Below are 21,753 nucleotides of genomic sequence, written 5' to 3'. Positions count from 1 at the left end.
GAGAGGGGCACGGGGTGGCGGGGATGCGGGAGCGGGCCGCGGCCGTCGGCGGCGAACTGCGCGTGGGCGCCGCGCCGGGCGGCGGGTTCGCCGTCGAGGCCGGCCTGCCGGTGACGGACGAATCATGACCGAGTCCATGTCCCCGCCGGTCCGGATCGTCATCGTCGACGACCATCCGGTGGTGCGCACCGGGTTCGCCGAACTGCTCGACACCCAGCCGGACTTCCAGGTCGTCGGCACCGCCGGCGACGGCGCGGCGGCCGTGCGGGTCTGCCGCGAGCTGTCGCCCGACGTCGTGCTCATGGACGTGCGCATGCCCGGCATGGACGGCATCGAGGCCACCCGCCGCCTGGCCGGCGCGCCCGAGCCGGCCGGGTCGCCTGGGTCGGGGCCACGCGTGCTCATCCTGACCACCTTCGACCTCGACGAGTACGTCTACGACGCCCTGCGCGCGGGAGCCAGCGGATTCCTGCTCAAGGACGTCACCGCCGAGCGGCTGTTCGACGCGGTCCGCGTCATCGCGGTGGGCGAGGCGCTGCTGGCCCCGGCCGTCACCAGGCGGCTGATCGGCGAGTTCGCCCGGCTCGACCCCAAGCCCGACCCGCGTTCCGCGGCGGCGCTGGCCCTGCTCACCCCGCGCGAGACGCAGGTGCTGCGGCTCATGGCCGAGGGGCTGTCCAACCAGGAGCTGGCCGAGCGGCTGGTGGTCACGGAGGAGACGGTGAAGACGCACGTCAGCCGGGTGCTGAGCAAGCTCGGGCTGCGTGACAGGACGCAGGCGGTGGTCATGGCGTACGAGACGGGGCTGGTCGTGCCGCGCTCGCGCGGCCCGCGCTGACCTCAGCCCGCCTCGCGCGGGGCGGCGGGCAGTCGCACGGTGACGCTGAGCCCGCCCGCGGGGCGGGCGGCGAGGGTGAGCGTCCCGCCGTGCGCCCGGACGATGCTCCGGACGATCGCCAGGCCGAGCCCGACCCCCGCGTGGTCGGTGCGGGCCCGGTCGGAGCCGCGCTGGAACGGCTCGACCAGCGTGGCCACCCGCTGCGGCGAGAGCTTCTTCCCGGTGTTCTCGACGGTGAGCACCGCGGCCCCGGACCGGACGCCGGTCGTGACCCACACCGTGCCCTGTTCCTGCAGGTTGTGCACGATCGCGTTGTGCACGAGGTTCGTCGTCATCTGCAGCAGCAGCTCGTACGAGCCGATCGTGGCGGCCAGGTCGCCGGACGTCTCGATGGCGCGGCCGCGTTTCTCCGCGAGCGGGAGCAGCGTCTCCGTGGCCTCCTCGGCCAGGAGGGACAGATCGACGTGGTCGCGCGCGAAGGACTGCTGGTCGGCCCGGCTGAGCAAGAGCAACGCCTCGGTGAGCCCGATCGCCCGGCTGTTGACGACCCGCAGGCGCTCGATGAGCTCGCCGGTGTCGCGGGTCTGGTCGGTGCGGGCCACGTCGAGCATGGTCTGCGTGATCGCCAGCGGGGTGCGCAGCTCGTGGGAGGCGTTGGCGGCGAATCTCCGCTGCTCGGCGACGTGCGCTTCGAGCCGGGCGAGCATCGTGTCGAAGGCGTCGGCGAGCTCGCGGAACTCGTCCGCGCGGCCGGGCAGCTGGATGCGGTGGGACAACGATCCCTTCGCGGCCCGGCGGGTGGCCTCGGTGATGCGCGTCAGCGGGGTGAGCATGCGGCCGGCCAGGATCCAGCCTCCCACCAGCCCGAACACCAGCAGGAGCGCCGCCATCCCGGCGACCTTCGGCACGAACGCCGCCAGCAGGTCGGACTGGTTGGGCACGTGGGGCCCGAGGGTGATGATCGGGCCGTCGGGCACGTAATGCAGCAGGAACCGCCACACGACCGCGAGCAGCAGAGCGCCGGTGAGCATGACGCACCCGGCATAGCTGAGGGTGAGTTTGAGCCGGACGCTCAGACCGGGCGTCCTATCCACGGTCGTCACCCCGCCTCGCCGCCCGGGTCGATGCGGTAGCCGACGCCGGGCACGGTCGCGATGATCCCGGGCTCGCCCAGCCGTTTGCGCAGCGCCGAGACGGTGATGCGGACGGCGTTGGTGAACGGGTCGGCGTTCTCGTCCCACGCCCGTTCCAGGAGTTCCTCGGCGCTGACCACACCGCCCTCCGCGGCGACCAGGACCTCGAGCACGGCGAACTGTTTCCTGGTCAGCGCGACGTAGCGGCCGTCGCGGTAGACCTCGCGGCGGAACGGGTCGAGCCGCAGGCCGGCGATCTCCCACACCGGCGGCCTGCTGTGGGCGCGCCTGCGGTCCAGCGCCCGCAGGCGGAGCACGAGCTCCTGCAGCTCGAACGGCTTGGTGAGATAGTCGTCCGCGCCCAGCCCGAACCCCGAAGCCTTGTCGTCGAGCCGGTCGGCCGCGGTGAGCATGAGGATCGGCATGCCGCTGCCCGAGGCGACGATGCGCTTGGCGATCTCGTCACCCGACGGGCCGGGGATGTCACGGTCGAGCACGGCGATGTCGTAGGCGTTGACGCCCAGCAGTTCCAACGCGGTATCGCCGTCACCGGCGATGTCGGCGGCGATCGCGGCCAGCCGCAGGCCGTCGCGGACGGCTTCGGCCAGAAAGGGTTCGTCCTCGACGAGCAGCACACGCATACGTTCGAGGTTATGGGCCCCGGCATATCGCCGGCGTATCGAAAACCTCATACGTGCTGACAACACCCGGCTGCCTTGACTGCTCCCATGACCCATCGCGGACCAGCACGAACAGCAGCCCGGGTGGCACGCGTGGCCGTACTCGCCGCCCTGGTGATCGCCGGCACGGTGCTCGCCGGCGTCCTCGTCCACGACCTGCTGCCGTCGGCGGCCTCGCCGCTCGACCTGCTGCGCGGCGACGGCGCCGAGCACGGCGCGCTCGGCGAGGCGGACGGCGCCGTCCCCGACGGCACGACGGTCTTCGACGACGACGTTCCCGCCGTGGCCGAGCTCGACCCCAAGCTGCTCGCCGCCGTGCGCCGGGCCGCCGCCGACGCCGCGGGCGACGGCGTCGAATTCGTCGTCAACGGCGGCTGGCGCTCCCCCGCCTACCAGGAACGGCTGCGCCGGGAGGCGGTCGCCGAGCACGGCTCGGAAGAGGAGGCCGCCCGCTGGGTGGCCACCCCGGACAAGTCGCTGCACGTGTCGGGCGACGCGATCGACCTCGGCCCGGCCGACGCCATGACCTGGCTGTCCCGGCACGGCGCCCGCTACGGGCTGTGCCAGATCTACCGGAACGAGCCCTGGCACTACGAACTGCGGCCCAAGGCCACCCAGAAGGGGTGCCCGCGCATGTACGCCGACCCCACACGCGACCCGAGGCTGCGATAGGGCGACCCGATCCCGGGCGGCCGGGAGAACATCCACCCGCCGATCGCGGGCAGGTATCCCTGGAGTGGCGGGTGTGCAGGCCGGGAGGGGATGTCCGTGGTGTGGCGCGGTGAGCAGGCGATCTGGTGGAGCGTCTACCCGCTGGGCTTCACCGGCGCGCCCACCACCGCGCCCACCACCGCGAACGGCGCGGGCGGCATGGGCGGGCACCGGCTGCGGCGGCTGTCGCCGTGGCTCGACCAGGTGGCCGAGCTGGGCTGCACCGGGCTGCTGCTCGGCCCGATCTTCGCCGCCGAGACCCACGGCTACGACACGGTCGACCATTTCACCATCGACCCCAGGCTCGGCGACGCGGCCGACTTCGACGCGCTCGTCGCCGCGGCGGCCGAGCGCGGCCTGGCCGTCCTGCTCGACGGCGTGTTCAACCACGTCGGCCGCTCGTTCGCGGGCGACCCGCGCTGGCTCAGGCGGAGCGCGGCGACCGGCGAGCTCGACACGTTCGAGGGCCACCACCGGCTGGTCGCGCTCGACCACGGCCAGGAGCAGGTCCAGCGGTACGTCGCGGCCGTGCTGAACCACTGGCTCGACCGGGGCGCGGCGGGCTGGCGGCTGGACGCCGCCTACGCGGTGCCCGCCTGGTTCTGGCGTGCGGTGCTGCCCGAGGTGCGCGCCAGGCACCCGCACGCGTGGTTCGTCGGCGAGGTCATCCACGGCGACTACGCCGCCTACGTGGCCGAGTCCGGGCTCGACTCCGTCACCCAGTACGAGCTGTGGAAGGCGATCTGGAGCTCGCTCAACGACCGCAACCTGTTCGAGCTGGCCCACGCGCTCGGCCGGCACGACGCGCTGCTGGACACGTTCGCCCCGCTGACGTTCGTCGGCAACCACGACGTCACCAGGATCGCCACCCGCCTGGACGATCCCAGGCACCTGGGGCACGCGCTGGCCGTGCTGTTCACCGTGGGCGGGGTGCCCAGCGTGTACTACGGCGACGAGCTGGGGCTGGCCGGGGTCAAGGAGGAACGCGAGGGCGGCGACGACGCGATCAGACCGGCCTTCCCGCCCACCCCCGAGGTCCCGCCGCCGGGCCGGGAGGTGTTCGCGCTGCACCGGCGGCTGATCGCGCTGCGCAGGCGGCACCCGTGGCTGTCCCGGGCGCGTACCGAGGTGACGCACCTGGACAACCGGTCCGCCGCGCTGCGCACCGCGGACCCGGCGGGCGGCGCCGCCCTGCTCACGCTGCTCAACCTGGACGACGAGCCGTACCGCTTCCCGGTGGACCCGGCCGGTGCGGACGTGACCGAGTCGAGCCACCCGGCCGGCGTGGATCCGGCCACGGTGCCCGGGCACGGCTGGCACGTGCTGGAGGAGACCCGCTGACCTCCTGCCGCACCCGGCGTGCTTGTCCGGCCGCGCGATCGTCGCCTAACGTGCCGATGTGGATCTCTTCTCGCACTCGTGGGCGGCGTTGCGCGCGGCGGTGGCCGGGCTCGCCGACGAGGACTTCGCCCGGCCGTCCGGCTGCGCCGGGTGGCTCGTCCGCGACCTGGTGTGCCATCTGGTGATCGACGCCCAGGACGTCCTGATCACGCTCGTCACGCCGGTGGCCGCGGAGCCGACCCGCGACGCGGTCACCTACTGGGAGGTCTCGGCGACGCCGCCGACCGGTGACGACCCGCTCGACGCGCTGGTCGTCCGGCTGGCCGCCGCCTACCAGGAGCCCCGGCTGCTCACCTTCCACCTCGACGACGTCGGCTCCGCCGCCGGCCGCGCCGCCGAGCTGGCCGACCCCGGCCTGCGCGTCGGCACCCGCGACCAGGTCCTCACGGCCGGCGACTACCTGTCCGCGTACGTCCTGGAGTGGACGCTGCACCACCTCGACCTGGTCGCCCACCTCCCCGGCGTGGCCGGGCCGCCCGCCGAGGGCCTGGCCAGGTCGCGGGAGATGCTGGAGAAGATCGCCGGGGCCGCGTTCCCCGCGTCGCTGTCCGACGCCGACGCGCTGCTCGTCGGCACCGGACGGCGGCCACCGACCGACGCCGAGCGGGCCGAGCTGGGGGAACTGGCCGGACGGCTGCCGTTCGTCCTCGGCTGACCGTCCAGGGGCGGCAGCCCCGCCGAGCATGGGAGGTACCCGGTGACACCCGACTACGACCGCGTTTCCACCGGATACCATCCGGATCCGGCGCTGTCGATGTCCCTGCACGCTGACGCCTACACCGACCCGGCCTGGTTCGGCGTCGACCAGCGGGCGATCTTCGCCCGCACCTGGCAGTGGCTGTGCCACGTGGAGCTGCTGCGCGAGCCGGGCGCCTACGTGACGGGCACGGTGGCCGGCCTGCCGATCGTCGCCGTCCGCGACGAGGCCGGCACGCTGCGGGCCTTCTACAACGTGTGCAAGCACCGGGCGCACGAGCTGCTGTCGGGCGCCGGGGTGCGGCGCAGCATCGTGTGCCCGTACCACGCCTGGAACTTCGACCTCACCGGACGGTTACGCCGGGCCCGCAACACCGGCGGCATGCCGGGCTTCGACCCCTCGGCGATCTGCCTGGACCAGGTCCAGGTCACCGAGTTCGGCGGCATGGTCTACGTCAACCTCGACCCGGCCGCCGCCCCGCTGCGCGAGCAGGCCGGCGACCTGGAGGCCGAGATCCAGGCGCGGGCGCCGGACGTGGCCAAGCTCACCCTGGCCCGCCGCCTCACCTACGACATCGCCTCGAACTGGAAGAACGTCGTGGACAACTTCCTGGAGTGCTACCACTGCCACGTGGCGCACAAGGACTTCGTGTCCCTGGTGGACATGAGCACCTACCAGGTCACCACGTACGGGATCTACTCCAGCCACATGGCCCAGGCCGGCGCCACGGAGAACTCCGCCTACGACGTGTCGGACGCGACCGTCACCGAGCACGCGGTGTGGTGGCTGTGGCCCAACACCTGCCTGCTGCGCTACCCAGGCCGGGGGAACTTCATGGTGCTGCAGATCGTCCCCGACGGCCCGGAACGCACCCGCGAGACGTGGGACTTCTACCTGGAGACCGACCAGCCGAACGCGGCCGAGCTCGACAGCATCCGCTACATCGACGAGGTGCTCCAGGCAGAGGACATCGCGCTGGTGGAGAGCGTGCAGCGCGGCATGCGCACGCCGGCGTTCACCCAGGGGAAGATCGTCTACGATCCCGCCGGGTCAGGGCTTTCCGAGCACGCCGTCCACCATTTCCACGGCCTCGTCCTGGACGCCTACCGGCGCGACCGCGACACCGGCTCCTGATCGTCGGCGGCGCTTCGACAGCAGGTAGCCGATCAGCGCGGCGGCCAGACCGGCCAGCCCGGCCGCCGCGAAGCCGCTGGCCGGACCCGCCAGGTCGATCGCGCCGCCCACGATCGGGGAGCCGAGCGCGAAACCCGCGCCGTACGCGGAGGACTGCAGCCCGGTCGCCTCTCCTCGCACGCCGGGCGGTGCCAGCCGGCTCACCGCGTCGGCCATCGTGGACAGGGTCGGCGCGGTCAGCACCCCCGCACCGGCGGCGGCCAGGCACAACCAGGGCCAGCTCGGCGCCAGCCCGGCGGGCACGGTGGCCAGCCCGAGCAGGGCGAGCAGCAGCCAGGTGGGCAGCGGCCTGGGCAGCGTGCCGTACACCAGCCCGCCGACGACGGAGGACACGCCGTACACCGCGACGACCACGGCGGCCCACGACACCTGACCGGCCTTCTCCAGCGCCGCGACGATGGCCAGGTCGGTGCCGGCGAGCAACATCGTGGTGCCGAACGCCATCACCAGCACGGCGATCATGCCGGGGCCCAGCCACTCCCGGCGCCTGGGCCGGTCGGCCGGGCCGACATTCACCTCGTCCCCGGCCCGCAGCGGCGGGTCGAGCAGGGCCAGGCCCGCGCCGCCCGCCACGATCGCGGCGCCGACCACCCAGGCCACCACGTCGGGCGATACCTTCGCCGCGAAGAGGATCACCAGCGGCGGGCCCACCAGGTACGACAGCTCACCCTGCACCGACTCCAGCGCGAACGCGGCCTGACGCCGCCCTTGCGGGGTCAGCGCGGCGATCGCCTGCCTGGTCACCGGCTGGACCGGCACCATCAGCAGGCCCGCGGCGAAGGCCGCGCAGACCAGGACCGCGTACGGCAGCAGCGGCACGATCGCCCAGAACCCGGCCTGCAGCGCGACGGTGGCCAGCAGCACCGGACGCGCGCCGCGCCGGTCGATCAGGCGGCCGAGCAGCGGCCCGCCGAGCGCCATCCCGGCGGTCATGGCCGCCGCGACGCCGCCTGCCGCCACGTAGTTCAGCTTCAGTGCCAGCACCACGTACATGGTCAGCGCCATCACGTCGGCGGTGATCGCGGCGCGGGCGATCAGCGAGACGCCCAGCAGCGGCGTCATCCCCGGCAGGGCGAGTATCCGTCGGTATCCGGTCACGTGGTGACGGTAGGTCCGCGGCCGGGCCATAGGAAGTGGTCAATTCGTTGGGCCTGCCATAATGAATTCTTATGGCCAGGGATCTTGAGACCGCGTTGCTGCGGTCGTTCGTCACCGCCGTTCGGGCCGGCAGCATCAGCCGCGCCGCGACCGCGCTCGGGCACACCCAGCCCGCGCTCAGCCAGCAGTTGCGCAGGCTCGAAAGCGTCGTCGGCCGGCCACTGCTCAACCGGTCGACGTCCGGCGTCTCGCCGACCCGGGCGGGCGAGGAACTGCTGCCGTACGCCGAGCGCATCCTCTCGCTGTCGGCGCAGGCGCTCACCGAGACCGGGCGCGCGCTCACCGGCCACTGCCGCGTCGGGCTGCTCGAAGACCTCGCCGCGGCCCGGCTGCCGCAGGCGCTCGCCGACCTCGCCCGGCTGCACCCCGGCGCGACGCTGGAGGTGCTCAGCCTGTCCAACGCCGCGATGCGGGAGGCCTACGACGCCGGCCGGGTGCAGCTGGTGCTCGACGCGGTGCCCGACGTGCCCGCCCCGCCGCGCTGGACGGTACGCCGCCCGCTGGTCTGGGCCGTCGGCCAGGGGGCGGACGTGACGGCCGCCCCGTTGCCGGTCGTGCTGTTCTCCAACCCGTGCTCGTGGCGCACGTCCGTGCTGGAGACGCTGGAGCGGGCCGACCGGCGCTGGCGGGTGGCGTTCGAGAGCAACAGCCTGATCGGCGTGCTCGCCGCGGTGCGGGCCGGGCTCGGCGTCGCCGCGCTCATGCCCGCCAACCTCGAACCGGCCCTGATCTGCCACGACCCGGACGCCCTGCCCGCGCTGCCGGACGTCGAGTTCGGCCTGGTCCGGCACCCGCGCACCGCGGGCGATCCGCTGGTCGACGCGGTGGAGAGCGCGCTGCGCCGGATGATCTGAACGCCCGCGGCCCGGCTCAGGCGGCCCGGCTCAGGCGGCCCGGCTCAGGCGGCCCGGCTCAGGCGGCCCGGCTCAGGCGGCCCGGCTCAGGCGGCCCGGCTCAGGCTGCGTGGCCTGCGTGCAGTGCCTCGTGCGTCCACGCGTGGCGCGGCTGGACGTGCAGCCGCCAGTAGTGCTCGGCGATGTCGTCCGGGTCGAAGCCGGTGCCGGGGGCGACCGGCCCGGCCACCGTGACACTGGCCACGTGCACCCCGCTCGGCCCGTACTCCTGGTCGAGCAGCGTGACCAGGGTCCTGACCCCGGCCTTGCCCAGGGACAGGCTCACGTACCCCGCCTTGGGCTCGGGCATGCCGCCGGTGATCAGGAACGTCCCGCCGCCGCGTGCCGCCATGGCGGGCGCGACGTGCGCGGCCGCGTTGAGCGCACCGACCACGTTCACCGCCCACGCCTCCTGGTGCGCGCGGACCGTCAGCTCGCCCGGCGCGTCCGCCTGGATGATCGCGGCGTTGTACACCACGACGTCCGGCACGCCGTGCGCGGCGGTGGCGGCGTCGAGCGCGCGGTTCAGCCCGTCCTGGTCGGTACTGTCGGCCGCCAGCGTCACCACCGGCACACCGCCCGCCCCGACCGATTCTGCCGCGGCCCGCAGCGTGTGCTCGCTCCTGGCGATCAGCGCGATCGGCATGCCCTCCTTGGCGAACCGCCGCGCCACCGCCTGCCCGATCCCCGGACCCGCCCCGATGATCACCACACCCGGCATCGCCGTCTCCTCACTTTTCGTGATCAGTAATAATCGGGACGGTAAGGCATCACATGGATGTGAAGGTCAAGGAGCGACGGATGCGGATCGGCGACCTGGCCCGCAGGACCGGGGTGAACCAGCGGCTGCTGCGTTACTACGAGGAGCAGGGCCTGCTCACGCCGGTCCGGCTGGGCAACGGCTACCGCGAGTACGCCGAACCCGACGTGGTGACCGTGCGTCACATCCGCAGCCTGCTCGCCGCCGGGCTGTCGACCGCCGTCATCGGCCGGATGCTGCGCTGCGTGGGCGACGACGCCGCGCTGCCCGCGCCGTCCGGCTGCCCGGGCTTCATCGAGGACCTGCGGCGCGAACGCGACCACGTGGCCGAGACGATCCAGCGGTTGCAGGGCTCGCAGCGCAGGCTGGAGGAACTGCTCGACGCGGCGCTGAAGCCGGGACCGGCCGCGTAGCGGGGTCAGCGGGGGCGGCTGAGCGCGACCTCGGCCAGGTCCGTCCACTGCCCGGCCGAGGAGTGGGGCACGACCACCCAGTCCTTGACCACCTTGCCCTGCCCCATGGGGTCGAACAGGGCCGCCCCGGGCAGTTCGAGCGCGGCGGCGTGCTCCGGGGTGTCTCTGACCAGCCGGAACACCATCGCGCCGTCGCGCTGCAGGCTGGCGAAGACCTTGCCCGCCTGGTCCTTGAGCGCGGGCCTGCCCATCATCCTGGAGACCTGCACCCCAAGGTCGGCCAGCTCCGCGCCGACCTGCTTGAAATCCTCTTCCGCGCCCATCGACACCCGGCCCCCCGAACTCGGCACAAACGGCGATCAGGCTAGCCGCCGCCAGGTAACCGATCAAATCCGGGGTTTTTGGGTCAGAGCCGGCCGGTCTCGTAGGCCCACATCGCGATCTCCACCCGGTTACGCGCGCCGAGCTTGGTCATCAGGCTCGCGACGTGCGACTTGACCGTGCTGACCGAGATGTGCATCTCCTCGGCGATCTCGCCGTTGGTCCGGCCGCGCGCGACGGTGAGCAGGATCTGCTCCTCCCGGTACGTCAGCGCCTCGGCCGGCGCGACCGGCGGCGTGACGGGCCCCGACCTGGCGAACGCGCCCAGCAGCCGGGCCGTTACGCTGGGCGCGATGAGCGCGTCGCCGCCGGCCGCCGCGTGCACCGCCTGCGAGAGCAGCGCGGCGCCGGCGTTCTTGAGCAGGAAGCCCTTGGCGCCCGCGCGCAGCGCCGCGTAGACGTACTCGTCGAGGTCGAACGTGGTGATCACGACGACCGCCAGCGGGTCGTCGACGTCGGGACCGGCCAGCCTGCGGGTGGCCTCGATGCCGTCGAGCACCGGCATGCGGATGTCGAACAGGCACACGTCCGGGCGCAGCCGCCGGGCCAGCTCCACCGCCCGCGCGCCGTCGGGGGCCTGGCCGACGACCTCGATGCCGGGCTGGGCGTCGAGGATCATCGCCAGCCCGGTACGCACGATCTCCTGGTCGTCGGCCACGACCACGCGGACGCTCACGCCGCCGCCCCGGTGCGCGGCAGCACCGCGGTCACGATCCAGCCCCGGACCGGGCCGGGCCCGGCCACGCAGGTGCCGCCGAGCAGGCCGGCCCGCTCGATCATGCCGGTCAGCCCGTAGCCGGGGGACGCGGCCTGGCGTGGCGGGCCGCCGTCGCCGTCGTCGCTGACCCGCAGCCGCACCGAGGCGTCGTCGGCGGCCACGTGCACGTCGATGCGGGTGGCGCGGCGCGCGTGCCGGCGGGCGTTGGTGACCGACTCCTGGGCCAGCCGGTAGATCGCGGACTCGACCGGCGGCGCGATGCCGTCGAGGTCGCCCTCGACCTCCACCCGCACCGGCGGCCTGCCCGAACCTTCGAGTTGCCGCAGGTCGGCCAGGCCACGGCCGGGCGCCAGCTCGGCCGGCTCGGGCCGGCGCAGGACACGCACCATGGCCCGCATCTCGCCGAGCGCCCGCCCCGCCTCGGCCTCGATCAGCCGCAGCGCCTCGATCGCGGCCTCCGGCCTGATCTCGGCGACGGCCAGCCCGGCCTGCGCCCGGATCGCCATCGCGGAGACGTGGTGCGCGACCGTGTCGTGCAGGTCGCGGGCCAGGTGCTCGCGTTCGAGCAGCTTGACCTGGTCGAGCTCGCGCAGCCTGGCCCCGGCCCGGTACCTGGACGCCGCGCCCAGGGCGAGCGCCACCGACAACGCGGCGAACCCGCCCACCAGGTCGGCCGGCGCGCTGCGGTTCACCACCATCGAGGCGCAGGTCACGGCCAGCACGAGCGCCAGCCCGCCCGCCGCCTCACGCCCGGAACCCCACCTGACCAGCGCGTACGGCAGCAGCAACAGGTACACCATGGTGTAGGCGTCGGGGACGTCGCCGCCGCCGAACAGCGGGATCAGGCCGCTGATCCCGAACGCGACCAGCACCATCGCCAGCGGCCTGGTGCGCCGCCACAACAGCGTGGGCACCAGGCCGAGCGTCACCAGGAACGAGGCGTCGAGCCACGAGAGGTCGGGCCGCAGGCTCACTTCGAGCACCGCGAGCGGCCCGAGAACGCCGACGAGTGCCCAGTCGCGCCACACGCGCCGGGGCGGGGCGGGGGGACGGGGCTCGTCCCACAGGGAACGGAGGGGGCCGTGCACCACCCCATCGTACGAGAGATCGGGGAACCGGCCGAGAGCTCAGCCGCCCAGCACGTCCAGGTGCGGCTCGTACTCCTCGGCGCCCATCGCCACCATCCGGTCGCTCACTGGACGGGCACCGAGAGCTCCTGGAAGGTGGCGATCTTGACGTTGAGCGTCCTGGCGTCGTCCGGGAGGTCGAACAGCGACCAGAAGGTGCGGCTCTGGTCGGGGGCGAACTTCTCGGTGCTGACGCGCACGCCGGAGACGTCGGTGCAGGCGCAGTAGGAGTCCACGCCGTCGTCGGTGGGCACCTGCAGCCGGCCGGGCAGGTACAGGCGGCGGGCGGCGACGTCGGTCAGCCGCACGTTGCCCGCGGCCTGGTACTTGTACGCCTCCCAGTCCTGGGCGTCGTGCAGCTCGTTGTACCAGGACTCCTCCGGCCCCCGGTTGGTGACCGTGTAGGTGAGCAGCCCGACCCCGCCGGGAAGCCTGCGCAGCCCGGTGACCTCCAGGCCGAACCGGCCGTCCTCGGCGGTCAGGCCGTCGGCGCCCGGGGCGAGGGTCTGCACCACGTCACCCACCGGGTCGGGCTGCTCGGCCTTCGGCTTGGTGAAGGTGACCGTCACGCGGCGGTTGCGGCGTTTGCCCTCGTCGGTGTCGTTCTCGTACAGCGGCCGGCGCGAGCCGTACCCGCGGGCCTGGAAGCGCACGCCCTCGCGGGTCAGCAACGCCGACAGCGCGCGCTGCACCGCCACCGCGCGCCGCCGCGACAGCGGGTCGTTGATGGCGTCGGTGCCGGAGGAGTCGGCGTGGCCGTCGACCTTCACCACCGTGGCGGGCGAGGCGTCGATCAGCTTGGCGGTACGCGCCAGCACGGCCTTGGCGCGCGGCGTGAGCGTGGCCCTGTTCACCGCGAACAGCACGTCGGACGAGAGGTTCACACGCAGGTCGGCGCCGTCGTCGGCGGTCTCCTCCGACTTGTCCAGCGACTCGGAGGGCAGCACCAGGCGGCGGGTGACCGGGGTGACGGGCTGGGCGTCCGGGTCGGGGAAGTCGCCGGCCGGGGGCTCGTCGCTGATGGGCACGTTCAGCATGGGCGGGCCCACCGGGGTGACGACCGTAGCGGTCGCCGGGTTGCCCGAGGGGGCGGGCAGCACCGCGTACACGGTGATCGACTCGCCGGGCTCGATGAAGTAGCCCAGATCGTCGCGTTCGTGATCGCTGCACAGGCACGGGGAGTCCGCGGGCTGGTACGGCAGCAGCCACACCCGGGCCGCCGTGTCGAGCACGCCGATGCCGGACGCCCAGCGGATCTGGCCGAGCTTCCTGGTGTGGTCGCCCATCTCGCCCGTCCACGGCACCTGCTCGGTGCCGGTGTTGGACAGCCGGAGCTGCGCGACGAGGTGCTTGCCCTTGACCCGGTTGAGCCCGACGACCTCGACCTTGAGCCGCGCGGTCATGGTGCTGCGCGACTCGGCGAGCGCGGGCCGGGTGTCCTGTCCGGCCCGCGGGCTCTCCGCGGCCGCGGGCTCGCTGGTGGCCGGCTCGCTCGACGGCGCGGGCGCGGGCGCGGAGGTGGACGGCGGCGGCGCGGCCACGCCGCCGGGCAGCATCCCGCAGCCGGTCGCGGCGAGCATCAGAGCGGCGGCCACGATCCCGGTGGACGTGGTGCGTGCGTTCATGGGACGGGGACCACCGCGACGGCCTCGACCTCGACGAGCTGGTCGGCGTAGCCGAGGACGGTGACGCCGAGCAGCGTGCTGGGCACGTCGTGCTCGCCCATGTACTCGCGGTAGACCTGCCAGGCGGTGACCAGGTCGGCCTGCCGGGTGGAGGCCACGTACACGGTGGTCTTGGCGACGTCGGTCAGCGACGCGCCCGCGGACTCCAGCGCGGTCACCAGGTTGCGCATGACCTGGTGGGCCTGGCCCGCGTAGTCGCCGACGGCGACCGTGTTGCCGTCGAGGTCGAGCGGGCAGGCGCCGGCCACCCAGATGGATCGTACGGGGGCGTCGGCGACCGCGGCGTAGGCGTACTCGACCGCGGGGGTGAGGCGGTCGGTGCGGATCAGCCGGACGCCGGGATTAATAGGCATTCGCACATAATCTACATATGCTTATCGTCTGTCAACGAGTATTGTTCCAGGTGTGACCGACCGTCGCGATCTCGCCGCGCTGCTCCATCCCTTGGTGCAGTCGCTCATCGCCGCCGAGCAGCCCGTGCTCGCCGCCCACGGGATCTCCATGTGGGGCTACGCCGTGCTCGGCGCGCTCGACGATCAGGCCGTCCGCACCCAGACGGCCCTGGCCGACGCGATCGGCGCCGACAAGACCCGCATCATCGGCACCCTCGACAAACTGCAGGAGGCCGGGCTCATCTCCCGCGTCCCCGACCCGCGCGACCGGCGGGCCCGGCTGCTGTCGATCAGCGCCGCGGGCAGCGAGGTGTGCCGGTCGGTGCGCGCCGCCATCCTGGCCCACGAGGAACGCCTGCTCGCCCGGCTGTCGGCGGACGAGCGCGCGTCCTTCCTGAGCGCCGTGCAGACGCTCTCGCGGCTGAGCCGTGAAGAGATCGTCAAGGGCGGGTGAGCCCGGCGGTCGCACAGCAGCTCGCGGTAGGACCGGGCTTTCCGGGCGGGTCAGCGTAGTTCGTTGATGCGGATCATGTTGCCCGCGGGGTCGCGGAAGGCGCAGTCGCGCACCCCGTACGGCTGTTCCGTCGGCTCCTGGACCACCTCCGCGCCCCCGGCCCGCACCCGCTCGAACATGCCGTCGAGGTCTTCGGTGGCCAGCAGGATGCCGCCATAAGTGCCCTTGGCCATCATCTCGGCGATGGTGCGGCGCTCCGCCTCGGTGACGCCGGGATCGGCGGCCGGCGGCTGCAGCACGATGGAGGTCTCCGGCTGCCCGGCCGGGCCGACGGTGATCCAGCGCATCCCGTCGTAGCCGACGTCGTCGCGTACCTCGAAGCCGAGCACGTCGCGGTAGAAGGCCAGGGAGGCCTCGGGGTCGTCGTGCGGCAGGAAACTGGCGTGAATGCTGATGCCCATGCCGCTCACGCTAGGTGTCAGTCTCCTGGCGGCGCTTCTCGATTCCTGATCGGTCGGGTCACCTGCTTGGCCACGCACGACGGGATGCCCGCCGTCGCCCGCGCCGCCCGGTTGCGGTACGCGCTCGGCGGCATGCCGACCAGCTCGGTGAAACGCGTGCTGAAGCTGCCCAGCGACGAACAGCCCACCGCGAAGCACACCTCGGTGACGCTGAGATCGCCGCGGCGCAGCAACGCCATCGCCCGCTCGATGCGCCGCGTCATCAGATAGGCGTACGGCGACTCACCGTAGGCGCGCCGGAACTCGCGGCTGAGGTGGCCGGCCGACATGTGCACGCCGCGGGCCAGCGCCTCGACGTCGAGCGGCTGGGCGAAGTCGCGGTCGATCCTGTCGCGCACGCGGCGCAGCAGCGCGAGGTCGCGCAGGTGCTGCGCCGCGGCTGAACTGCTGCTCACCTGCAAAATCGTGCCACACCGCACCGACAATTCCCAAAGGCGGCCCCAGGTGGGCGGCCTCGGCAGGCGGTCAGGATCGGAGAAGCGGCCGTGCGGGTACTGCGGCTAGCGTGACGCGAGCCGACGCACGACGCGATCGGGTAGACATAGGACCCCGCGGCCACCGCGCCGACGAAGAAAGATCAGATGGAGAACACGATGGGCATGACCCCGAGCACGGACACGCAGTCGCCCGCGCCGCACGTCGCGGACCGGCATGACCTGATCCGGGTGCACGGCGCGCGGGTCAACAACCTCAAGGACGTCAGCGTCGAGCTGCCCAAGCGCCGGCTGACGGTGTTCACCGGCGTGTCGGGCTCGGGCAAGAGCTCCCTGGTGTTCGGCACGATCGCGGCGGAGTCGCAGCGGCTGATCAACGAGACCTACAGCGCGTTCGTCCAGGGGTTCATGCCGACGCTGGCGCGGCCCGAGGTGGACGTCCTCGAAGGGCTGACCACCGCGATCATCGTCGACCAGCAGCGGATGGGCGCCGACCCGCGCTCCACGGTCGGCACCGCCACCGACGCCAACGCGATGCTGCGCATCCTGTTCAGCCGGCTCGGGCAGCCGCACATCGGCTCGCCGCAGGCGTTCTCCTTCAACGTCCCGACCGTGCGGGCGAGCGGCGCGATCACCGTCGAACGCGGCAACCGCAAGACGGAACGGGCGACCTTCACCCAGCTCGGCGGCATGTGCACGCGCTGTGAAGGCCGCGGCTCGGTCTCCGACGTCGACCTGACCCAGCTCTACGACGACTCCAAGTCGCTGGCCGAGGGCGCGTTCACCATCCCCGGCTGGAAGTCCGACAGCTTCTGGACGGTCCGCGTCTACGCAGAGTCCGGGTTCGTCGACCCGAACAAGCCGATCCGCGACTACACCGAGAAGGAACTCCAGGACTTCCTGTACAAGGAGCCGGTGAAGGTCAAGGTCGACGGCGTCAACCTCACCTACGAGGGCCTGATCCCGAAGATCCAGAAGTCGTTCCTGTCCAAGGACAGAGAGGCGATGCAGCCGCACATCAGGGAGTTCGTGGAGCGCGCGGCCACCTTCACCACCTGCCCCGAGTGCGACGGCACCAGGCTCAGCCCGGAGGCCCGCTCCTCCAGGATCAAGGGCGTCAACATCGCCGACGCCTGCGCCATGGAGATCCGCGACCTCGCCGGATGGGTGCGCGGCCTGGACGAGCCCTCGGTGGCGCCGCTGCTGGCCAAGCTGCTGCACACGCTCGAATCGTTCGTCGAGATCGGGCTGGGCTACCTGTCGCTGGACCGGCCGGCGGGCACGCTGTCGGGCGGCGAGGCGCAGCGCACCAAGATGATCCGCCACCTCGGCTCCGCGCTCACCGACGTCACCTACGTCTTCGACGAGCCGACCATCGGCCTGCACCCGCACGACATCCAGCGGATGAACGACCTGCTGCTGCGGCTGCGCGACAAGGGCAACACGGTGCTCGTCGTCGAGCACAAGCCGGAGGCCATCGCGATCGCCGACCACGTCGTCGACCTGGGCCCGGCCGCGGGCAGCGGCGGCGGCACCATCTGCTACGAGGGCACGCTCGACGGCCTGCGGGCCAGCGGCACCATCACCGGCCGCCACCTCGACGACCGGGCCGCGCTCAAGGAGACGGTCCGCACGCCCAAGGGCAGGCTGGAGATCCGCGGCGCCGACCGGCACAACCTGCGCGACGTGGACGTCGACGTCCCGCTCGGCGTGCTGTGCGTGGTCACCGGCGTGGCGGGCTCGGGCAAGAGCTCGCTGATCCACGGCTCCATCCCCGCCTCGGCCGGTGTCGTGTCGGTCGACCAGGCGCCGATCCGCGGCTCGCGGCGCAGCAACCCGGCGACCTACACCGGGCTGCTCGACCCGATCCGCAAGGCGTTCGCCAAGGCCAACGGCGTCAAGCCGGCCCTGTTCAGCGCCAATTCCGAAGGCGCCTGCCCGGCCTGCAACGGCGCCGGCGTGATCTACGTCGACCTGGGGATCATGGCCGGGGTGGAGACCCCGTGCGAGGAGTGCGAGGGCAAGCGGTTCCAGGCGTCGGTGCTGGAGTACCACCTCGGCGGCCGCGACATCAGCGAGGTGCTGGCGATGTCGGTGACCGAGGCCGAGGAGTTCTTCGGCGCCGGCGAGGCACGCACGCCGGCCGCGCACGCGATCCTCGGCAGGCTCGCCGACGTCGGGCTCGGCTACCTGCGGCTCGGCCAGCCGCTCACCACGCTGTCCGGCGGCGAGCGGCAGCGGCTCAAGCTGGCCACCCACATGGCCGACAAGGGCGGCGTCTACGTCCTGGACGAGCCGACCACCGGCCTGCACCTGGCCGACGTCGAGCAGTTGCTGGGCCTGCTCGACCGGCTGGTCGAGTCCGGCAAGTCGGTCATCGTCATCGAGCATCACCAGGCGGTCATGGCGCACGCCGACTGGATCATCGACCTCGGCCCCGGCGCGGGCCACGACGGCGGCCTGGTCGTCTTCGAGGGCACCCCGGCCGACCTCGTCGCCGCCCGCTCCACCCTGACCGGCGAGCACCTGGCGGCCTATGTCGGCGCCTGACCTTGACACCCTCTACGGCTAACCGTTACCTATTGGCTAACCGTTAGGGGGTGTCGGGAGTGCAGGACGCGGTGCTGGCGATGCTCGCCAAGGAGCCGACGCACGGCTACCACCTGCGCGTACGGCTGCGGCAGAGCCTCGGCCCGCTGGGCGACTCGATGAACCCCGGCCAGATCTACGTGACCCTGGCCCGGCTGGAGAAGGCCGGGCTGGTGGTCTGCGAGCGCGCCGACGGCCTGCCCGAGCGTCCTGACCGCAAGGTCTACGCGCTGACCCCGGCCGGGCAGCAGCGGGTGACCGCCTGGCTGGCCGAGGTGGGCTGGCCGAAACCCGACCTGGCGGAGTTCCATCTCAAGCTCGCCGCGGCCGCCGCGGCCCGGCTGGCCGACCCGGTCGAGCTGATCGCCGCCCAGCGCCGCGAGCTGCTGCGCCGCCTGCGCGAGGCCCAGCGGGCCGCGCTGGCCGAGCCGCCCGGCTCGGCCGCGGTGCTGCTGCTGGAAGGCGTCGTGCTGCGGTTGCAGGCGGACCTGCGCTGGCTGGAGGCCTGCGAGCGGGCCTGGTCCAGGGCAGAAGACGAAGTCGAGGACGCATGAGCGCAGTACGGGCCCGCGGCCTGACGAAGACGCACGGCCACGGGCAGAGCCGGGTCTACGCGGTGGACGAGGTCGACCTGGAGGTGCCCCAAGGGCAGATGCTGGCCGTGATGGGGCCGAGCGGCTGCGGCAAGTCCACGCTGCTGCACCTGCTCGGCGGCCTGGAGCGGCCCACCGGCGGCGAGGTGTGGGTGGCCGGGCGGCGCGTCGACACACTGAGCGAGCGCGCCCTGGCCAGGATGCGGCGCCGGTCGGTGGGGTTCATCTTCCAGGCCTTCCACCTGGTCGAGGAGCTGTCGGCGGCCGAGAACGTGGAGCTGCCCGCGCTGCTGGCCGGGCGTTCGCGCCGGCAGGCCAGGCGGCGCGCGGACCAGCTGCTGGACCGGGTCGGGCTGGCCGACCGGGCCGGGCATCTGCCGTCGCAGCTGTCCGGCGGGCAGCGCCAGCGGGTCGCCATCGCCCGCGCGCTGGCCAACGACCCGCTGGTCGTCCTGGCCGACGAGCCGACCGGCAACCTCGACAGCGCCGCGACACTCGACGTGCTGCGGATCTTCGAGGAGCTGCGCGCCGCCGGGCAGACCCTCGTGATCGTCACCCACGACGAGCGGGTGGCCGCCACGGCGGACCGGCTGATCTCGATGCGCGACGGCATGTTCGTCGACGACACCCTGATGGCCGGCGCCCACCCGCGCGGGCTCGGCGCGCTGTTCGGGCTGGAGGGCTGAGGCGTCATGGGCTCCCTCGTGCTCGTCGTCCGCCTGGTGCTGGCCGACGTGCGGCGGCACCGGGCCCAGGCCGTGATGCTGCTGCTCGCGGTGAGCGTGGCCACCGCCACCATGGCGCTCGGCCTGTCACTGGGCGGCGTGAGCGACAGGCTGTACGAGCAGACCCGCGCCGCCACCGCCGGGCCCGACGTGGTGGCGCTGTCCGGCGAGTCGGGCCGCGCCGTGACCTCGTCCCTGGCCGCGCTGGCCAAGGCGCCGGAGGTCGTCGCGCACCACGGCCCCTACCGCATCGTCTACGCCCTGCTCGGCACGCGCGGCTCCACGCGGTCCCCGGTGGTGGTGCACGGCTTCGCCGAGAAACCCGGCCCGGTCAACCGGCCGCTGGTGACCTCGGGCGACTGGGTGCGCTCCGGCGGCACGGTGCTCGAACGCGGCTTCGCCACCGCGCTCGGCGTCGGCGTCGGGGATCGGGTCACCATCGCCGGACGCTCGTATCCCGTCGTCGGGATCGCCGTCACCGCGGCCACCTCCATCTACCCCTGGGCGGCGCAGATCGGTCCCGGCGGCGGCCCCGTCGACTACACCGGCCTGGCCTGGATGACCAGGTCTGACGCCAGGGAGCTGGCGGCGTCCGCCGAGCTGCCGGTGACCCTGGCGATGGACCTCAAGCTGCGCGACCCCGCCGCCGCCGAGACCTTCCACGAGGCGCACCGCGACCCCGGCGTCCGCGTCACCTTCCACTCCTGGCAGCGCAATGCCCAGCAGGACCTGGTCATACTCAGGAGCAGCCGGCCGATCCTGATCATCGGCAGCTGGCTGCTCGGCTTCCTGGCCATCAGCGGGGTGGCGGCGTTGGCGGCCGGCCGCGCCGTCGAGCAGACGCGCCGGGCCGGGCTGCTCAAGGCCGTCGGCGCCACGCCGGGCCTGATCGCCACCGTGCTGCTCACCGAGTATCTGGTCCTGGCGCTGGCCGGCGACGCGATCGGGCTGGCCGTCGCCCGCCTGGCCCTGCCCGCCATCGCCAGCCCCACCGCCAGCAGGGTCGGCGAGGCCGAGCTGACCGGGGCCGCCGTCGTCGCGGCGACCGTGCTCGCCGTGGCGGTGGCGGTGCTGTCCACGCTGCGCCCCACCGTGCGCGCCATGCGCACGGCGACGGTCACGGCGCTGGCGGCCACCGCGCACCAGCCGCGTCACCGGCCCGGGCTCACCGCGCTGTCCGCGCTGCTGCCCACGCCGCTGCTGCTCGGGCTGCGGCTGACCGCCCGCCGCCCCGGCCGCGCCGTGCTGCAGGCGTGCGCCACCGCGACCACCGTGATCGCGATGGTCGGCCTGCTGTCACTGCACGCCGGACCGGTACGCGGCTACGGCCCGGCCCTCTCGCCCGCCCTGCCCCACCTGCGCGCCGAGCACGAGCACAAGCTGATGCTGGCCGTCACCGCCCTGCTGATCGCGCTGGCCGTCGTGAACACCCTCACCTTCACCTGGACCACCGCCATGGAGGCCCGGGCGAACATGGCCATCGCGCGCACGCTCGGCGCCACCCCCGGGCAGGTCTCCGCCGGCCTGGCGGCCGCCCAGCTCCTGCCCAGCCTGGCCGGCGGCCTCCTCGGCGTTCCTCTGGGCGTCGGCCTGTTCGCGCTCACCTCGCCGCGCAACTGGACCGCGCCGCCCGCCGCCTGGACGCTGGCCGCCGTGCTCGCGATCCTGGTGGTGACGGCGGCGTTCACCGCGCTGCCCGCCCGCCTGGCGGCCCGGCGGTCGGTGGCGCGGACCCTCAGCGCGGAAACGGCCTGACCTCCTCATACCCACTTATTTGTGGGTACTTGCCGGGTCACCGCCGGACGGCGGAAGCTTGGTCGTGGCGGTCGGAGTGACCGCCACGACCGTCGAGGAGGCGAGGGTGAGGTGTTCATGAGGCCACCGGATGTGACTCGGCCAGCAGCTCCAACCGGCGGTGCCCCCAGTCCGACAGGGGCGCCAGCGCCTCGGACAACTCACGGCCGAACGGCGTCAGCGAATACTCCGTCTTCGGCGGGCGCTCGTCGAACACCTCGCGGTGGACCAGTCCGTCGCCCTCCATCTCACGCAACGCCTGAGTCAGCACCTTCTCGCTGAGCCCGGGCAACCCCCGGCGCAGCTCACCGGGCCGGCGCGGCCCGGACTCCAGCATCCAGAGCAGCGCGGTCTTCCACTTGCCGTCGATCACCGCGATCGCGGCGGTCACTCCGCACACGTTCGGGTCCTGGGCGCGGCTGCGCGTCATCGTCAATCCCATCCTTACCGAGGAGTCGAGTC

The 21,753-nt window shown here is 73.1% G+C and carries 24 protein-coding genes; 12 read left to right on the top strand and 12 right to left on the bottom strand.

Annotated features, from left to right (window positions below):
• Window positions 1-124 precede the first annotated feature (124 nt).
• A complete protein-coding gene (locus HII36_RS18290) occupies window positions 125-838 on the top strand; it encodes a response regulator (RefSeq protein WP_236003615.1) in 714 nt (237 codons plus the stop codon).
• A gap of 2 nt (window positions 839-840) precedes the next feature.
• On the opposite strand, the gene HII36_RS18285 is transcribed toward HII36_RS18290, so the two are convergent.
• Complete coding sequence (locus HII36_RS18285; RefSeq protein WP_173524408.1) at window positions 841-1,932, bottom strand: sensor histidine kinase; 1,092 nt, start codon at window positions 1,930-1,932, stop codon at window positions 841-843.
• A 5-nt stretch (window positions 1,933-1,937) separates the two neighbouring features.
• Window positions 1,938-2,612, bottom strand: a complete 675-nt coding sequence (locus HII36_RS18280) for a response regulator transcription factor (RefSeq protein WP_173524407.1) — start codon at window positions 2,610-2,612, stop codon at window positions 1,938-1,940.
• A gap of 132 nt (window positions 2,613-2,744) precedes the next feature.
• Here HII36_RS18280 and HII36_RS18275 point away from each other — a divergent pair, with 132 nt between their 5' ends.
• From HII36_RS18275 to HII36_RS18260, 4 genes are all read left to right on the top strand, one after another.
• A complete protein-coding gene (locus HII36_RS18275; RefSeq protein ID WP_328807771.1) occupies window positions 2,745-3,323 on the top strand; it encodes a M15 family metallopeptidase in 579 nt (192 codons plus the stop codon).
• Window positions 3,324-3,413: 90 nt separating this feature from the next.
• Complete coding sequence (locus HII36_RS18270; protein WP_173524405.1) at window positions 3,414-4,703, top strand: alpha-amylase family glycosyl hydrolase; 1,290 nt, start codon at window positions 3,414-3,416, stop codon at window positions 4,701-4,703.
• A 58-nt stretch (window positions 4,704-4,761) separates the two neighbouring features.
• Window positions 4,762-5,418, top strand: coding sequence for a maleylpyruvate isomerase N-terminal domain-containing protein (locus tag HII36_RS18265; RefSeq protein ID WP_173524404.1), 657 nt, complete (start codon window positions 4,762-4,764; stop codon window positions 5,416-5,418).
• Window positions 5,419-5,460: 42 nt separating this feature from the next.
• Window positions 5,461-6,594 (top strand): aromatic ring-hydroxylating oxygenase subunit alpha, encoded by a 1,134-nt coding sequence (locus tag HII36_RS18260; RefSeq protein WP_328807770.1) that lies wholly within the window; start codon window positions 5,461-5,463, stop codon window positions 6,592-6,594.
• On the opposite strand, the gene HII36_RS18255 is transcribed toward HII36_RS18260, so the two are convergent.
• Window positions 6,511-7,752, bottom strand: a complete 1,242-nt coding sequence (locus tag HII36_RS18255) for an MFS transporter (RefSeq protein ID WP_328807769.1) — start codon at window positions 7,750-7,752, stop codon at window positions 6,511-6,513. The genes HII36_RS18260 and HII36_RS18255 overlap by 84 nt on opposite strands.
• A gap of 71 nt (window positions 7,753-7,823) precedes the next feature.
• Between HII36_RS18255 and HII36_RS18250 the strand changes: the two genes are divergently transcribed.
• Complete coding sequence (locus HII36_RS18250) at window positions 7,824-8,666, top strand: LysR family transcriptional regulator (RefSeq protein WP_173524403.1); 843 nt, start codon at window positions 7,824-7,826, stop codon at window positions 8,664-8,666.
• A 100-nt stretch (window positions 8,667-8,766) separates the two neighbouring features.
• On the opposite strand, the gene HII36_RS18245 is transcribed toward HII36_RS18250, so the two are convergent.
• A complete protein-coding gene (locus tag HII36_RS18245; protein WP_173524402.1) occupies window positions 8,767-9,426 on the bottom strand; it encodes an SDR family NAD(P)-dependent oxidoreductase in 660 nt (219 codons plus the stop codon).
• 80 nt (window positions 9,427-9,506) lie between these two features.
• Here HII36_RS18245 and HII36_RS18240 point away from each other — a divergent pair, with 80 nt between their 5' ends.
• Entirely contained in the window at window positions 9,507-9,878 is a 372-nt protein-coding gene (locus HII36_RS18240; protein WP_173524401.1) for a MerR family transcriptional regulator, read from the top strand.
• Window positions 9,879-9,883: 5 nt separating this feature from the next.
• Here the strand turns inward: HII36_RS18240 and HII36_RS18235 are convergent, their stop codons facing one another.
• The 5 genes from HII36_RS18235 to HII36_RS18215 form a co-directional block, all read right to left on the bottom strand.
• Window positions 9,884-10,228 (bottom strand): hypothetical protein, encoded by a 345-nt coding sequence (locus HII36_RS18235; protein WP_328807768.1) that lies wholly within the window; start codon window positions 10,226-10,228, stop codon window positions 9,884-9,886.
• 56 nt (window positions 10,229-10,284) lie between these two features.
• Window positions 10,285-10,935, bottom strand: a complete 651-nt coding sequence (locus tag HII36_RS18230) for a response regulator (RefSeq protein WP_173524399.1) — start codon at window positions 10,933-10,935, stop codon at window positions 10,285-10,287.
• Window positions 10,932-12,065 (bottom strand): sensor histidine kinase, encoded by a 1,134-nt coding sequence (locus HII36_RS18225; protein ID WP_173524398.1) that lies wholly within the window; start codon window positions 12,063-12,065, stop codon window positions 10,932-10,934. Before HII36_RS18225 ends, HII36_RS18230 begins: the two co-directional genes overlap by 4 nt.
• Before the next feature lie 104 nt (window positions 12,066-12,169).
• Window positions 12,170-13,729: an OmpA family protein gene (locus HII36_RS18220; protein ID WP_173524397.1), complete on the bottom strand. Its 1,560-nt coding sequence runs from the start codon at window positions 13,727-13,729 to the stop codon at window positions 12,170-12,172.
• Window positions 13,726-14,142 carry a RidA family protein gene (locus tag HII36_RS18215; RefSeq protein WP_173524396.1) on the bottom strand — a complete coding sequence of 139 codons (417 nt, stop codon included), beginning with the start codon at window positions 14,140-14,142 and terminating at the stop codon, window positions 13,726-13,728. Before HII36_RS18215 ends, HII36_RS18220 begins: the two co-directional genes overlap by 4 nt.
• A 52-nt stretch (window positions 14,143-14,194) precedes the next feature.
• On the opposite strand from HII36_RS18215, the gene HII36_RS18210 reads away from it, so the two are divergent.
• Window positions 14,195-14,635 carry a MarR family winged helix-turn-helix transcriptional regulator gene (locus HII36_RS18210; RefSeq protein WP_328807767.1) on the top strand — a complete coding sequence of 147 codons (441 nt, stop codon included), beginning with the start codon at window positions 14,195-14,197 and terminating at the stop codon, window positions 14,633-14,635.
• A gap of 50 nt (window positions 14,636-14,685) precedes the next feature.
• Here the strand turns inward: HII36_RS18210 and HII36_RS18205 are convergent, their stop codons facing one another.
• A complete protein-coding gene (locus HII36_RS18205) occupies window positions 14,686-15,096 on the bottom strand; it encodes a VOC family protein (protein WP_173524395.1) in 411 nt (136 codons plus the stop codon).
• A gap of 17 nt (window positions 15,097-15,113) precedes the next feature.
• A complete protein-coding gene (locus HII36_RS18200) occupies window positions 15,114-15,560 on the bottom strand; it encodes a helix-turn-helix transcriptional regulator (protein ID WP_407940807.1) in 447 nt (148 codons plus the stop codon).
• Between the two features lie 195 nt (window positions 15,561-15,755).
• On the opposite strand from HII36_RS18200, the gene HII36_RS18195 reads away from it, so the two are divergent.
• Genes HII36_RS18195 through HII36_RS18180 form a run of 4 tightly spaced genes read left to right on the top strand, consistent with a single transcriptional unit; the run spans window position 15,756 to window position 21,252 of the window.
• Complete coding sequence (locus HII36_RS18195) at window positions 15,756-18,140, top strand: ATP-binding cassette domain-containing protein (protein WP_173524414.1); 2,385 nt, start codon at window positions 15,756-15,758, stop codon at window positions 18,138-18,140.
• 50 nt (window positions 18,141-18,190) lie between these two features.
• Entirely contained in the window at window positions 18,191-18,733 is a 543-nt protein-coding gene (locus tag HII36_RS18190; protein ID WP_328807766.1) for a PadR family transcriptional regulator, read from the top strand.
• Window positions 18,730-19,458, top strand: coding sequence for an ABC transporter ATP-binding protein (locus tag HII36_RS18185; RefSeq protein WP_173524393.1), 729 nt, complete (start codon window positions 18,730-18,732; stop codon window positions 19,456-19,458). The genes HII36_RS18190 and HII36_RS18185 overlap by 4 nt, the downstream gene beginning before the upstream one ends.
• Before the next feature lie 6 nt (window positions 19,459-19,464).
• Complete coding sequence (locus HII36_RS18180) at window positions 19,465-21,252, top strand: ABC transporter permease (protein ID WP_173524392.1); 1,788 nt, start codon at window positions 19,465-19,467, stop codon at window positions 21,250-21,252.
• A gap of 115 nt (window positions 21,253-21,367) precedes the next feature.
• Here the strand turns inward: HII36_RS18180 and HII36_RS18175 are convergent, their stop codons facing one another.
• Window positions 21,368-21,721, bottom strand: coding sequence for a winged helix-turn-helix transcriptional regulator (locus HII36_RS18175; RefSeq protein WP_173524391.1), 354 nt, complete (start codon window positions 21,719-21,721; stop codon window positions 21,368-21,370).
• Between the last annotated feature and the right edge of the window lie 32 nt (window positions 21,722-21,753).

It is taken from the genome of Nonomuraea antri, assembly GCF_013283785.1.
GTDB lineage: Bacteria > Actinomycetota > Actinomycetes > Streptosporangiales > Streptosporangiaceae > Nonomuraea > Nonomuraea antri.
This window is presented reverse-complemented; position numbering and strand designations above follow the sequence as displayed.